This window comes from Acidovorax carolinensis, from assembly GCF_002157145.1.
Taxonomy (GTDB): Bacteria; Pseudomonadota; Gammaproteobacteria; order Burkholderiales; family Burkholderiaceae_C; genus Acidovorax; species Acidovorax carolinensis.
The window spans coordinates 2,903,612-2,917,215 of sequence record NZ_CP021361.1; the positions used below are offsets into that span (position 1 = coordinate 2,903,612).

10 protein-coding genes are annotated in these 13,604 nt (G+C 66.0%); 2 read left to right on the forward strand and 8 right to left on the reverse strand.

The genetic code is table 11. From position 1 onward, the window contains the following. Nucleotides 1–131: 131 nt before the first annotated feature. Nucleotides 132–2,036, reverse strand: a complete 1,905-nt coding sequence (locus tag CBP34_RS13565; protein WP_094098341.1) for a B12-binding domain-containing radical SAM protein — start codon at nucleotides 2,034–2,036, stop codon at nucleotides 132–134. Nucleotides 2,037–2,193: 157 nt separating this feature from the next. Here CBP34_RS13565 and CBP34_RS13570 point away from each other — a divergent pair, with 157 nt between their 5' ends. Next, entirely contained in the window at nucleotides 2,194–2,517 is a 324-nt protein-coding gene (locus CBP34_RS13570) for a VF530 family protein (RefSeq protein WP_086914135.1), read from the forward strand. A gap of 48 nt (nucleotides 2,518–2,565) precedes the next feature. Here CBP34_RS13570 and CBP34_RS13575 read toward each other — a convergent pair whose 3' ends face one another. The 4 genes from CBP34_RS13575 to CBP34_RS13590 all read right to left on the reverse strand — a co-directional run bounded on the left by CBP34_RS13575 (nucleotide 2,566) and on the right by CBP34_RS13590 (nucleotide 7,735). Further along, nucleotides 2,566–3,525, reverse strand: coding sequence for an alpha-E domain-containing protein (locus CBP34_RS13575; RefSeq protein ID WP_094098342.1), 960 nt, complete (start codon nucleotides 3,523–3,525; stop codon nucleotides 2,566–2,568). Continuing rightward, entirely contained in the window at nucleotides 3,519–3,731 is a 213-nt protein-coding gene (locus CBP34_RS13580; RefSeq protein ID WP_086927781.1) for an alpha-E domain-containing protein, read from the reverse strand. The genes CBP34_RS13575 and CBP34_RS13580 overlap by 7 nt, the downstream gene beginning before the upstream one ends. Beyond that, nucleotides 3,725–5,188: a circularly permuted type 2 ATP-grasp protein gene (locus CBP34_RS13585; RefSeq protein ID WP_086927782.1), complete on the reverse strand. Its 1,464-nt coding sequence runs from the start codon at nucleotides 5,186–5,188 to the stop codon at nucleotides 3,725–3,727. Before CBP34_RS13585 ends, CBP34_RS13580 begins: the two co-directional genes overlap by 7 nt. Before the next feature lie 93 nt (nucleotides 5,189–5,281). Further along, nucleotides 5,282–7,735, reverse strand: coding sequence for a DNA internalization-related competence protein ComEC/Rec2 (locus CBP34_RS13590; protein ID WP_236748585.1), 2,454 nt, complete (start codon nucleotides 7,733–7,735; stop codon nucleotides 5,282–5,284). A 228-nt stretch (nucleotides 7,736–7,963) separates the two neighbouring features. Between CBP34_RS13590 and CBP34_RS13595 the strand changes: the two genes are divergently transcribed. Further along, the gene (locus CBP34_RS13595) at nucleotides 7,964–8,422 is read left to right on the forward strand and encodes a RidA family protein (RefSeq protein WP_086912917.1); all 459 of its coding nucleotides are present in this window, start codon (nucleotides 7,964–7,966) and stop codon (nucleotides 8,420–8,422) included. Nucleotides 8,423–8,443: 21 nt separating this feature from the next. Here the strand turns inward: CBP34_RS13595 and CBP34_RS13600 are convergent, their stop codons facing one another. From CBP34_RS13600 to CBP34_RS13610, 3 genes are all read right to left on the reverse strand, one after another. Beyond that, entirely contained in the window at nucleotides 8,444–10,258 is a 1,815-nt protein-coding gene (locus tag CBP34_RS13600; protein WP_269466775.1) for a methyl-accepting chemotaxis protein, read from the reverse strand. A 140-nt stretch (nucleotides 10,259–10,398) separates the two neighbouring features. Continuing rightward, nucleotides 10,399–12,753: a DNA topoisomerase IV subunit A gene (gene parC, locus CBP34_RS13605; RefSeq protein ID WP_094098343.1), complete on the reverse strand. Its 2,355-nt coding sequence runs from the start codon at nucleotides 12,751–12,753 to the stop codon at nucleotides 10,399–10,401. After that, nucleotides 12,750–13,586: a lytic transglycosylase domain-containing protein gene (locus tag CBP34_RS13610; protein WP_094099182.1), complete on the reverse strand. Its 837-nt coding sequence runs from the start codon at nucleotides 13,584–13,586 to the stop codon at nucleotides 12,750–12,752. The genes parC and CBP34_RS13610 overlap by 4 nt, the downstream gene beginning before the upstream one ends. Between the last annotated feature and the right edge of the window lie 18 nt (nucleotides 13,587–13,604).

Consider the following 13,604-nt stretch of genomic DNA (forward strand, 5'->3'; position numbering starts at 1 on the left):
GGTTTTAGGCCTGCAGCGCTTGCGCATCCAGCGCAAGCAGCTATTAAAACAAGAGCATTCCAAAGGTAGGGCGCCGGCCGCGTGGCGCCGGATCTGCGCGCCCTGTGCCCCCGCGCCCGCCCGCAAGCCAGTCACCCACGCTCGCGCAGTGCCCGCTCGATGCGGTTGCGTTGCACGGTGGTCTTGGGCACCTTGAAGGGGAACCAGCTGCGCACGTCTTCTTCGAGCCCGATGCCGTGCATGTAGTTGTAGATGGCTTTCTTGAGCGCGCCGCCCAATGCGTCGTGGTCCACGCCCGTGGGGTCGTGAAAGCCGATGTCGTTCTTGGCAAAGCTCACCGGCGGCAGGGGCTGCAGGGTGACACCGTATTCCTCGGGATGCTGGCCCACGGGCGAATGCACCGTGCAGGCAAAGCGGTGAAAAAAACCGCTCTGGATGCAGCCATTGGCGAACAGCTGGCGCACGTATTCGAGCGCATCCACGGTGTCCTGCACCGTCTGGGTGGGAAAGCCATACATCAGGTAGGCGTGCACCAAAATGCCCGCGTCGGTGAAGGCCCGCGTCACGCGCGCCACCTGGTCCACCGATACACCCTTTTTCATGAGCTGAAGCAGCCGGTCCGAAGCGACTTCGAGCCCGCCCGAAATGGCAATGCAGCCGCTGTCAGCCAGCAGATTGCACAGCTCGGGGTTGAAGGTTTTCTCAAAGCGGATGTTGCCCCACCACGATATGCCGGCGTTGCGCGCGATCAGCTCGGTGGCCAACGCCTTCAGGGCCTTGGGTGGCGCGGCTTCATCGACAAAGTGAAACCCGGTCTGCCCGGTTTCACGCACGATGGATTCGATGCGGTCGGCCAGCACGGTGGCCGACGCGCCTTCGTAGCGGCCGATGTAATCCAGGCTCACATCGCAAAAACTGCACTTCTTCCAGTAGCAGCCATGGGCCACCGTGAGCTTGTTCCAGCGCCCGTCGCTCCACAGCCGGTGCATGGGGTTGAGCATGTCGAGCAGCGACAAGTATTGGTCGAGCGGCAGGCCATCCCAGGTGGGCGTGCCCACCTCGGCAAAGGCGATGTCGGCCTCCATCATGTTGATGTACTGCACGGTGCCCGCGCCACCACCACCTTCAGCGCCACCTTCAGCGCCACCTTCAGCGCGCACAAAGGTGCGCACCAGCCGCTGGCGGCCGCGTTGGCCCTGCAGGTGCTCCAGCAGCGCCAGTAAAGGGCGCTCGCCCGCATCCAGCGTCACGTAGTCGAAATAGTCAAACACGCGCGGCTCGGTCAGTTCGCGCAGCTCGGTGTTGACAAAGCCACCGCCCAGCACCGTGGCGATGTGCGGGTGGTGCGCCTTGATGGTTTGCGCAATGCGAAACGCCGCATAGGCAGAGCCGGGGAACGGCACCGACAGCAGCACCACCGTGGGCGCATGGCGCTCGACAGCAGCCAGGGTCAGATCGCGCAGCGTGTCGTCCACCAGATTCGGCGCCGCAGCCAGCGCCTGGGCCAGCGGCTCGAACGTGGGCTGGCTGCCCGCCAGCGATTCGGCGTAGCGCACAAATTCAAAGCGCGGGTCCACCGCATCGCGCAGCACATCGGCCAGGTCGTTCAGGTACAGCGTGGCCAGGTGCTTGGCGCGGTCGTGCAGGCCCAGGGCGCCAAAGGCCCAGCCCAGCGGGTCGCCGCCTTCGTCATCCACATAGACATCGAGCGAGGCAAAACGCGGACCCTCGGGCAAGAAATTGCGGCCGACGATGCGATGCGCCAGGGTGGAATCGCGCCCCTGCAAAAAGGCAATGGCGGGCGCAATGGTGGCCAGGTAGCGATCCTGCTGCGCCGCAAAGCTTTGCACTGCAGGGCTGTGCTTTTTGGCGGGCAATGCATGCACCTGGGCCGCCACCGCGCGCAGGCCTTCGGGCGACAGCAGTTGCAGCACCAGCGCCAGCGCCAGGTCTTCCTGCACCGCCGCCACCCCGCGCGAACGCAGAAACCCCGTGAGGTACGCGGTGGACGGATACGGGGTGTTGAGCTGCGTCATCGGCGGGATGACGGACAGGACGCGAAGTGGAGGCTGGGCGGGCATGGGAAATGGACAGGATGACCGCCAGTGCAGGGCGGGTGCTGACGGGTAGTGATTATGGGCGCCCTCACCCGACGCCGCTGCAGGGGCCCGCAATCGCCTTATGCTTGCGGCCATGAACGCCCAAGAGCCCCGCCCCATCCCGGACCCCGACAAGCCTGCAGCCCAGGACGACAAGGCGCCCCCCGCTGCCCGCCCCGCGCAACCCCACAACCCCTTGCATGGCGTGACGCTGGAAGCCATGGTGGTGGCCTTGGCCGACTATTTTGGCTGGCAGGGGCTGGGCGAGCGCATTCCGGTGCGCTGCTTTCAAAGCGACCCCAGCGTGTCTTCCAGCCTGAAGTTCCTGCGCAAGACGCCCTGGGCACGCGAAAAGGTCGAGAGCCTCTATCTTTTCATGCTGCGCGACCAGCGGCGCAACGCACAGGATTCCCACTGAGGCCCACTGACGCGAGCGCCCGCACCCGGGTGCGGAAAACCGGATGCGTCAGTCGCCCGCAGCCACCAGGAAGTCGCGGCTGATGCCCCCGCCCAGGTCGTTCACCCGGTCCAGAAACTGCGTCAGATACGCGTGCAGCCCCGTGGCCAGGATTTCGTCGATGCGGCCATATTGCAGATCCGCAAGCAGCCGCCCGGCGCAGCGTTGCGTTTCGGCCGACTGCTCGTTGGCCACCACGGCCAGGTTATCCACCACCTCCCGCAGGCTGGCGTGCAGCGAGCGCGGCATGTCTCGGCGCAGGATCAGCAGGTCGGCAACCCGCCCCGGCGTGATGACGTCGCGGTAGACCTTGCGGTACACCTCGAACGCTGAAACGCTGCGCAAGATGGCGCTCCAGTGGTAGAAGTCGTTCTCCTGGTTGCGCTCGCTGGCACGGCCGAAGAAGTCGTTGTTCACGGCGTGGAACTTCACATCCAGCAGGCGGGCCGTGTTGTCACTGCGCTCCAGAAAAGTGCCCAGCCGCAGGAAATGAAAGGCCTCGTCCTGCAGCATGGTGCCCAGCGTGACACCGCGCGACAGGTGCGAGCGGTATTTGACCCATTCAAAAAACTGGCCAGGATCGCGCTCGAAGATGCCACCATGGAGTTGCCGCGCCAGTTCCAGCCAGGTCTGGTTCTGGGTTTCCCAGACTTCGGTGGTGAGCGCACCGCGCACCGCCCGCGCGTTCTCCCGCGCAGCGCGCAGGCAAGACAGGATGGAGGACGGATTGTCGCCATCGCGCACCATGAATTCGAGCACCTTGGCAGGGGTGACCTCCCCGTGCTTTTCGGTGTAGGCCGGAATCAGCTCGCTGATCGACAACAGCCCCAGCCAGCCTTCCTGAGCCACGGCGGCCGACTGCGGCAGCAGCGATGTCTCGTAACTCACGTTGAGCATGCGGGCGGTGTTCTCTGCCCTTTCGGTGTATCTCGACATCCAGAACAGATGATCGGCAGTGCGGCTCAGCATGTTTCCTCCCCGGGCAGAGAACCCCGCACGCGCTGCGCGCGCAGGCCGTGTTGTGGTGAAAGACTGCCTGCGGCAGCCTTTTGGTGGACGCATAACAAGTGCTTCGCACAGTTGTTAGCGCCCCCCCTGTTTACTGGCGTAAACAGAGCGGCCCGCTCGGTATAGCGTGACATCCAGAACAGATGATCGGCAGTGCGGCTCAGCATGGTTCACCCCCTTCTTGTCCCAGCACCCAGGTGTCCTTGGTGCCACCGCCCTGCGACGAATTGACGACCAGGGAGCCGTCCTGCAAGGCCACGCGCGTGAGGCCACCCGCCACCATCTGCACCTCCCGGCCGCTGAGCACGAAGGGGCGCAGGTCAATATGGCGGGGGGCGATGCCGCTGTCTACAAAGGTCGGGCAGGTGGACAGGCTGAGCGTGGGCTGGGCGATGTAGCCGGCCGGATTGGCCAGCAGGGCGCGGCGGAAGTCTTCGATTTCTGATTGCGTGGCGGCCGGGCCGATGAGCATGCCGTAGCCGCCGGCACCGTGCACTTCCTTCACCACCAGTTCAGACAGATGCGCCAGCACATACTGCAGGTCGCCCTGCTTGCGGCACATCCAGGTGGGCACGTTTTTCAGGATGGGTTCTTCGCCGAGGTAGAAGCGGATCATCTCGGGCACATAGGGGTACACCGATTTGTCATCGGCCACGCCGGTCCCCACGGCGTTGCAGATGCCCACGTTGCCCGCGCGGTAGGCATCCATCAGGCCCGCGCAGCCCAGCGTGGACGTGCGGCGAAACACCTGCGGATCCAGATAATCATCGTCCACCCGCCGGTAGATCACATGCACCCGCTGCAGGCCGCGCGTGGTGCGCATGTACACAAACCGGTCCTTGACCACCAGGTCCTGCCCCTCCACCAGCTCCACCCCCATCTGCTGCGCGAGAAAAGCATGCTCGAAATAGGCGCTGTTGTGCATGCCAGGGGTTAGCACCACCACCGTGGGCTCGGCCACCGTGGCCGGGGCACTGGCGCGCAGGGTTTCGAGCAGCAGGTCGGGGTAATGGGCCACGGGGGCCACCGCATGCGCGCTGAAAAGCTCGGGGAAAAGCCGCATCATCATCTTGCGGTTTTCGAGCATGTAGGAAACTCCCGAGGGCACGCGCAGGTTGTCTTCGAGCACGTAGTACACGCCCTCCCCCTGGGCGTTTGCGGCCCGCACGATGTCGATGCCGGCAATGTGCGCATAGATGTCCCGGGGCACCTGCACGCCGGCCATCTCGGGGCGGTATTGCGCGTTGTTCAGCACCAGGTCGGACGGAACAATGCCCGCACGCAAAATGTCCTGCCCGTGATAGACATCCCGGATGAAGCGGTTGAGCGCCGTGACCCGCTGCACCAGGCCGCGCTGCATCTGCGCCCACTCATGGCCAGGGATGATGCGGGGAATCAGGTCGAACGGAATGAGCCGCTCGCTGCCCGCGCCGTCTTCGTCCTTGGCCCCATAGACCGCAAACGTGATGCCCACGCGCCGGAAGATCAGCTCGGCCTGGGCCCGCCGGGCCTGCATCGCATCGGCGGGCTGGCGTGAAAGCCAATGGCCGTAGCGCTTGTAGTGCTCGCGCACATCGCTGCCATCAAAGGGCAGCATGGCGTACATCTCGTCGAATTTTTGCATGGGCGGGCCTCCTGTAATCAGGATAGCAAGTTGCGCGCCCACCGCCGGTGTTCCATGACAGGCATGGCATCCGGCCACCCACGCCAGCAACTGCTATGGCGCCATGTGGTGCTGCCAGTAACGCTGCCCGGCGTCCCGCTCGCAACGCACCTGCAGGGGCTGCACCGAGCGCCAGGTGGCCGCGCCGCAGCGCGCGGACTCCACCACCCGGATCTGCCGCTGCTGGTAACGCCCCAGCACCTCGGGCGCAGGATGACCAAAACGGTTGCGGTACCCGGCCTGCACCAATGCAGTGCGCGGCTGGACGGCATCCAGAAACGGCGCGCTCGATGAGGTCTTGCTACCATGGTGCGGCACCAGCAGCAGATCGGCCGCAAGCCGCGCGGCGCCCGCCACCAGGGCCTGCTCCTGAGCCTGCTCGATATCCCCCACCAGCAAGGCCACCGCGGGCTCGGGCCCCTGCGTTGCGATGCGCAAGACGCAGCTGGAGGCATTGGTGTCTCCGGCCCGTGCGCCCTCGCTCGCCGCCGGGTGCAGCACCTCGAAGGTGACGCCATCCCAATCCCAGCGCTGCCCCGCCACACAGGGCGTTGCCGGACGCAGCGCCTGCAATCCGTGCTCGGCTTCGATCGATCCCGTCAAGGCCGCCAGGGGTTGCTGTGCCAGCACGGCAGCCGCGCCGCCCGTGTGGTCGGAATCCCGGTGGCTCAGCATGAGCAGGTCCACCCGCTCGCCCAATGCGCGCAACAGGGGCACCAGCACCCGGTGGCCCGCATCGCTTTCGCGGCTGAACCGTGGGCCGGCGTCGTACAGCAGTGCATGCGTGGCCGTGCGCACCAGCACGGCATTGCCCTGGCCGATGTCGGCCGCCAGCAACTCGAACTGGCCCGCCGCAGGCCGCGCCGGTTGCCACCACAGCGCGGGCAGCAGCAAGGGCAACGCCAGCGCACGCACCGCCCAGGGCACGCGCATGGCCAGCAGGGAGCCCCCTGCCACCGCCGCCACACCGGCCCACAGCGGCGCTATCGGAACAAACGCCACCGCCAGGGGCCAGGCCGCAAGCCATTGCAGAAAAACGGCCAGGGGCTGCACGGCCCATGCGGCCAGGCTCCACAGCGGCGCCCACAGAACACCCGCCAGCGCCAGCGGAGTCACCACCAGCGTGACCCACGGAATCGCCAACAGATTGGCCGCAAAACCCACCAGCGAAACCTGCCCAAACAGCAGCAAGGTGAGCGGCGTCAGCGCCAGGGTGACCACCCACTGCTCTCTCAAAAGCGCATAAAAACGGGCTCTAGCGCTTATTCCATAAGCGCTATTAGCTATGTTATTAGTAGCAAACAACACCGCCACAGCCACAAAACTCAACCAGAACCCCGCCTGCCACAGCGCCCACGGGTCCACCGCAACCACCACCGCGCAGGCCAGCAGCCACACTTGCGGCCAGGGCCAGCGGCGCCCGCTGAGCTGCAGTGCGGCGATGGTTGCCAGCATCAGCACGGTGCGCTGCGCGGGCACGCCCCAGCCACTGAAAAGCGCATACACGCCCGCCAGCAAGACGCCTGCCACCAGCGCCGCATTGGGCGCCGGAATCACAAGGCACAACCGCGGCGAACGGCACCACAGCCGCCGAACCACCAGCGCGGCCAGCCAGGCAAACAGGGTGATGTGCAGGCCCGAGATGCTCATGAGGTGTGCCACGCCGGTGGCGCGGAACACGTCCCAGTCGGCACGGTCAATCGCACGTTGGTCGCCTGTGACCAGGGCTGCCACCACGCCGGCAACACGCGCCGGGCCCGCATCCCCGGCCGCGGTATTGCCGGCGAGGCGGGCCACGATGGCGTCCCGCACCGCCTGGCGCGCACGCTCGACAGGGTGGCGCCAGGTGCTGCCAAGCCGCAGCGGGGGTGCGTCGTTGGCGCCGGTGCGCACATAGCCCGTGGCCTGCACGCCCTGCTCCCACATCCAGAGTTCGAAATCGAAGCCATGGGGGTTGCGCGCACCATGGGGGGCCTTGAGGCGCACCGTCATTTCCCAGCGCTCGCCGGCCCGCAGCGTGGGTGGTTGCCGCGATGCGTCGGCCGGCTGGGCCAGGTCGAGCGCCGCATCGCCGTACCACGACACATCCACCAAGGGGGGCAACGTCACCGCAGTGCCTTGCCACAACGCAGACTCGATCTCCATTCGCAGGCGCACGCCCGCTTCGTTCACCTGCGGCATGGAGGCGACCACGCCGGTCACGCGCAGGTCGCGCCCCTCCAGCCCCGGCGCCAGCGCATGGGACGCATAGGCACCGGCACGCAGCCCGCACAAGGCAAACAAGGCCAATGCCCCGGCGCAGACGGCAAGGCCCAGTGCCGCCACATGGCGCCAGCGTGGCCCGGCGGCCAGGGAGCGATGTCCCGCCCAGGCCCGGCACCAGCCGCTGGCCAGCCAGGCCACGCCCCCCAAGGCCAGCAGCACTCCATAAACGGGCCAAGACCACAGCACGGGCTGCTGCAACTGCAGCGCCGCACCCACCAGGGTTCCCGACAACCACGCCGGCATGCGCCATGCGCCCCGCACGGCCCGCTCCTCCTGCGGGTAAGACGCGACAGAGTGGAATGCGCTGGAGGCTATGGGCGGCATGGGCACATGCTAAACCCACCTTACGATGCCGAAATGGGCAGCTCGCGCGCCTTCATGTGTAACACTGGCGCCCTTTGCACCGGCACCTGCGCGCTGCGCATGCATCTGCAGCTGACCGGAAATCCCCTCTCCCCATTCGAGGAAACCATGAGCGTTTACGACAAGCTGAAAGAACTGAACATCACCCTGCCCCCCGTGTCCGTGCCGGCCGCCGCCTATGTGCCGTATGTGCAGACTGGCAACCTGGTGTTCCTGAGCGGTCACATCGCACGCAAGGACGGCAAGCCCTGGGCCGCCCAGTTTGGCCGCGACATCACCACCGAAGAAGGAAAGGCCGCCGCCCGCGCCGTGGCCATCGACCTGATGGGCACGCTGCACGCAGCCAGCGGTGGCGACCTGAACCGCGTCAAGCGCATCGTCAAGGTGATGAGTCTCGTCAATTCCACCGGCGACTTCACCGAGCAACACCTGGTGACCAATGGCGCCAGCGAGCTGCTGGGTCAGGTATTCGGTGAAAAAGGCGTGCACGCACGCAGCGCCTTCGGCGTGGCGCAGATTCCCATGGGCGCGTGCGTGGAAATCGAATTGATCGCAGAACTGGCCTGAAGGCCGACCAGAAACAGCTTCTTAAAAAGTTTCCCAGTCGTCATCCCCGCCCTGCGCCACGGCCGCCGCACGGCTCGCCGGCGCTGGCGCTGGCGCAGGTGCGGATGACTTGCGCGGCGGCTGCTGTGGGGCAGACGGCGCTGCGGAACCGGGCTTGGTTCCCGCCCCCGCCAGCCGCTGGGCCGCAGGTGGGCTGACCGCCACAGGGCGCTGCACCCGGGCTGTGGTTGCCGCAACGCTGGCAACCGGAGCCGCCACCGCGCGCGCCACGGGCGCCTGTGCGCCATAAGCGGCCGCGTTGACCGTGAACACCGACACCATCTGCGCCAGCTGCTCGGCCTGCTCGCGCAGGCTTTGCGCGGCAGCGGCGCTTTCTTCGACCAGCGCGGCGTTTTGCTGCGTCATCTGATCCAGGTTGCCCACCGCCTGGTTGACCTGGGCCACGCCCACACTTTGCTCGGTGGATGCGGCCGTGATCTCACCAATCATGTCGGTCACGCGCTGCACCGATTGCACGATGTCGGCCATGGTGCCGCCGGCATCGGCCACGAGCCGGGAGCCGGTGTCGACCTTTTCCACCGACGCGTTGATCAGTTGCTTGATCTCCTTGGCGGCCTCGGCGCTGCGCTGCGCCAGGCTGCGCACTTCGCTGGCCACCACGGCAAAGCCGCGCCCCTGCTCACCGGCCCGCGCCGCTTCGACGGCAGCATTGAGTGCAAGGATGTTGGTCTGAAAGGCAATGCCATCGATCACACCGATGATGTCGGCAATTTTCTTGCTGCTGTGGTTGATCTCGTCCATGGTGGCAACTACTTGCGTCACCACCTCACCGCCTCGGCGCGCCACGCCGGTGGCGCCCACTGCCAGACTGCTGGCCTGCTGGGCGCTGCTGGCACTTTGCTGGATGGTGCTGGTGAACTGCTCCATGGCGGCTGCGGTTTCCTGCAGGTTGCTCGACGTCTGTTCGGTCCGGGCAGAAAGGTCGTGGTTGCCGGTGGCGATTTCGGCGCTGGCCGTGGCAATGCTGTCGGTGCTCTGGCGCACTTGGTGCACTACACGGCCCAGGGCGTCGCTCATGGCGTATTGCGACCGCAGCAGGTCGCCGAATTCATCGCCGCGCGTGATGGTGGCCTGCATGCTCAGGTCGCCCGCGGCAATGCGCGAGGCCAGGTCGTTGGCCTGGGCCAGGGGCTGCTGAATGCTGCGGATCAGAAAATGGGCCCCGCCGATGATGGCCAGCAACAAGGCGGCCACCGCCACGGCGACGATCTGCACGGTCAACATGCGAGAGGCCGCCATATCAGCCAGGTTCGTCTGCGCTGTCTGCTGCTGCATCTGCACAAAGTCGCGCAAGGTCTGCAGATAGGCGGTGACAGCAGGGTTGTAGGTTTGCTTGACCAACGCCACCGCCTGCTCAGCCTGCCCGTCGGCCTTGAGTTGCCGGGCCTGCACCCGCAGGTCGATCATGGTTTTTCGCGCCGCCGCAATCTTGGCCATTTGCGCCCTGTCCTGCTCGGCCAAGGACATGGCTTCCAAAGATTTCTGCACTTCGCTGATCTGCGCCGACGTGGCAGAGATGACGTCCTTGAACTCCAATTCCACGGCCGGATCGCTGCTGACGATCAGCGCCTGCGTGCGTGCGGCATTGGTCTCGGTGAGGCCCGCCCAGCGTATCGCCGAAGAAACCCTGGCTTCCATCTCCTTCGCCACCGCGTCGGCCTGCGCCTGCACCTTGGCGGACCGATACCCCGAAAAACCCACCACCGCGATCAGCATGACCACGATAAGGACGACCGCTAGCCACAGCTTGTGGGCAATGCGAAGTTGGTTCAGCATTATTTGTCTCCTGCACTCTGATTGTTAGTAACCGATGGTGCGTGATATTTCATTTTTCTACAAACCCCGAGGATTACCCTGGGACGTCCTGGCTGCGCCGAAAATGCCGGCAAACCCCAGCGCGGATGCCGGCACCGCGACTATTCAACGCGCGTCACGGATGCCGGTTTAAACCCCAGGTCTGCAAGCTTGCCCTTGCGGCCTCGGGCTGCGCGGGCATTGTTGAGCGAGCGGATTTCCAGCGTCTCTTCGCGCAGCTTGCCGCCCCGACCCACGCCCTCGATGCGGATGCTGCGCGTGTAAGCGGCGGCACCAGCGAGCTGGTCCTTGGGCTCCAGGTCGATCAGCACGAGGCCGCGGCCACCGTTGGCCATGGTCTTGAGTTCACTGATCTCGAACGTCAGGATGCGACCGCCCGTGGAGGCACAGGCCACATGCGTGGCGGCAGGCAGTGGCTGCCCGCCGGTACTGCCCGCCGCATGGGAGGGCGGGCACACCGTCTCGCCATCGCCCAGGGACAGGAAGGACTTGCCGCCCTTCTGGCGCGACACCAGGTTGTCCACGCTGGCCAAAAAGCCATAGCCCCCCGAATTCGACAGCAGCAAGGTGGCGCTGGCCGGGCCGGCGAAGTAGTGCAGCAGCTGCGTGCCCGATTCCAGCTCGATCAACGTGGTCACCGGCTGGCCGTCACCGCGCCCGCCGGGTAGCAGCGCGACCGGCACCGAATAGACACGCCCGTTGCTGCCAAAGGCGATGAGCTGGTCCACGGTGCGGCATTCAAACGTGGCATACAGCCCGTCGCCGGCCTTGAAGGCAAAGCTGGCCGCCTCGTGGCCATGGCCATTGCGGGCACGCACCCAGCCTTTTTGCGAGACCACCACCGTGACGGGCTCGTCCACCACCTTGACCTCGGCCACGGCTTTTTTCTCGGCCTGGATGAGCGTGCGGCGTGCGTCGGCAAAGGTCTTGGCATCTGCCTCGATCTCCTTGACCATGGTGCGGCGCAGCGAACCGGGGTTGTTCAGGATGTCTTCGAGCTTACCCTGGCTTTCGCGCAGCTCTTTCAGCTCCTGCTCGATCTTGATGGCTTCAAGCCGCGCCAATTGACGCAGGCGGATTTCCAGGATGTCTTCGGCCTGGCGGTCACTCAAGGCAAAGCGGGCGATCAGCGCGGCCTTGGGCTCGTCGGCCTGGCGGATGATGGCGATCACCTCGTCGATGTTGAGCAGCACGATCTGCCGCCCTTCGAGGATGTGCACGCGATCGAGCACCTTGGCCAGCCGGTGCTGCGTGCGGCGGGTGATGGTGCCCTGGCGGAAGGCGATCCACTCTTCCAGCATCAGCCGCATGGATTTCTGCACCGGCTTGCCATCGAGCCCCACCATGGTGAGGTTGATCGGCGCCGAGGTTTCGAGGCTGGTATGCGCCAGCAGCGCGGTGATCAGCTCCTGCTGAGGCGTCTTGCCCGTCTTGGGCTCGAACACCAGGCGCACGGGGGCATCCTTGCTCGACTCGTCGCGCACCACATCGAGCACGGCCAGCACGCTGGCCTTCAGTTGGGTCTGGTCCTGGCTCAGCGCCTTCTTGCCGGCCTTGACCTTGGGGTTGGTGATTTCCTCGATTTCTTCAAGCACGCGCTGCGTGCTCACGCCGGGCGGCAGCTCGTTGACCACCAGTTGCCACTGGCCACGCGCCAGTTCCTCGATCTTCCAGCGCGCGCGCACCTTGAGGCTGCCCCGGCCCGTGCGGTAGGCATCGGCAATGTCGCCCGCGCCGCTGATGATCTGGCCGCCACCGGGGTAGTCAGGCCCTGGCACCAGCGCGAGCAACTCCTCCTGGCTCAGCGAAGGCGTTTTGATCAGCGCGATGCAGGCATCGGCAATCTCGCGCAGGTTGTGGCTGGGGATTTCAGTGGCCAGGCCCACTGCAATGCCACTGGCGCCGTTGAGCAGTGCAAACGGCAGGCGCGCGGGCAGCTGGCGCGGCTCCTCCGTGCTGCCGTCGTAGTTGGGCATGAAATCGACCGTGCCTTCGTCAATTTCGTCGAGCAGCAGGCTGGTGATGCGCGACAGGCGCGCCTCGGTGTAGCGCATGGCGGCGGCACCGTCACCGTCGCGGCTGCCGAAGTTGCCCTGGCCGTCAATCAGCGGGTAGCGCTGGGCAAAATCCTGCGCCATGCGCACCAGCGCGTCGTAGGCCGACTGGTCGCCGTGCGGGTGAAACCGGCCCAGCACATCGCCCACCACGCGGGCGCTCTTGACGGGCTTGGCCGCCGTGCTGCGCGTGGGGCCGCTGTAACCCAGGCCCATGCGGTCCATCGAATACAAAATGCGCCGCTGCACGGGCTTGAGGCCATCGCACACATCGGGCAGCGCACGGCCCTTGACGACCGACAGCGCGTATTCGAGGTAGGCGCGTTGGGCATAACCGGCCAGATCCAGGGAGTCGCCCCCGTCGCCAGCAGTGGTGAAATCGAGAGTGGGTTGATCGCTCATTCGTTGGGGTTCGGTTCAGTCACGTTCTGGGGCGGTGCGACGCGCGCTGCGGGCAGATTGCCCCTGTTCAGGGCGCTGCCCGAGAGCTCCATGCGCACGCGGCCGGGGGCGGCACGCTGGGCCAACGCAGGCGCTGGCGGCTTGAGCTGGGCGTACAGGCCGAGCACGGTTCGCACGTAGTTCTGGGTTTCCTTGTAGGCCGGAATCCGGTTGCCCGCCCGTTGCACTGCGCCCTCGCCCGCGTTGTAGGCAGCCAGGGCCAGGTCCAGGCGGCCCGGAAACAAATCCAGCAGATAGCGCAGGTAACGGGTGCCGGCAGACACATTCACGGCCGGGTCCACCAGCTTCTGCGCCACCGTGCGGCGGGCATCTGCCGCCACGCCAAAGCGTCCCGCCGTGGCCGGCATCACCTGCATCAGCCCGATGGCCCCTTTGGGTGACACGGCACCGGCATCAAACCCTGACTCGGTCGCAATCAGGGCCTGCAGCAATTCATAGTCCACGCCCTGGTGACTGGCCGATGCGCGCAGGTGGTGCTTGACGCGCTTGTAGTCGGGCGAAATGTCGAAAAAAGCCAGCAAGCGCGGGCCGGCCGCCGGCAGCGCCCCCGGCGAGCGCGATACGCCCTGCGACCCATCGCGCGACGAATCAAACTGCGTGCCGCGAAAGAACAGCTGGTAGCGCGCATCCGTCTGCTCTGCAGCGAAGTGGGTCACGCCGCGCTCGTCCACAAAGGCCCACAGGTCGGCATGCGCTGACTGCTGCGCTATCAATAGCAGCAGAGGCATAGCCAGTAAGCGCAAACGGCCTAAAAAGCGATAAATGGAGGGCATGGCAAGCACCAGCAATGG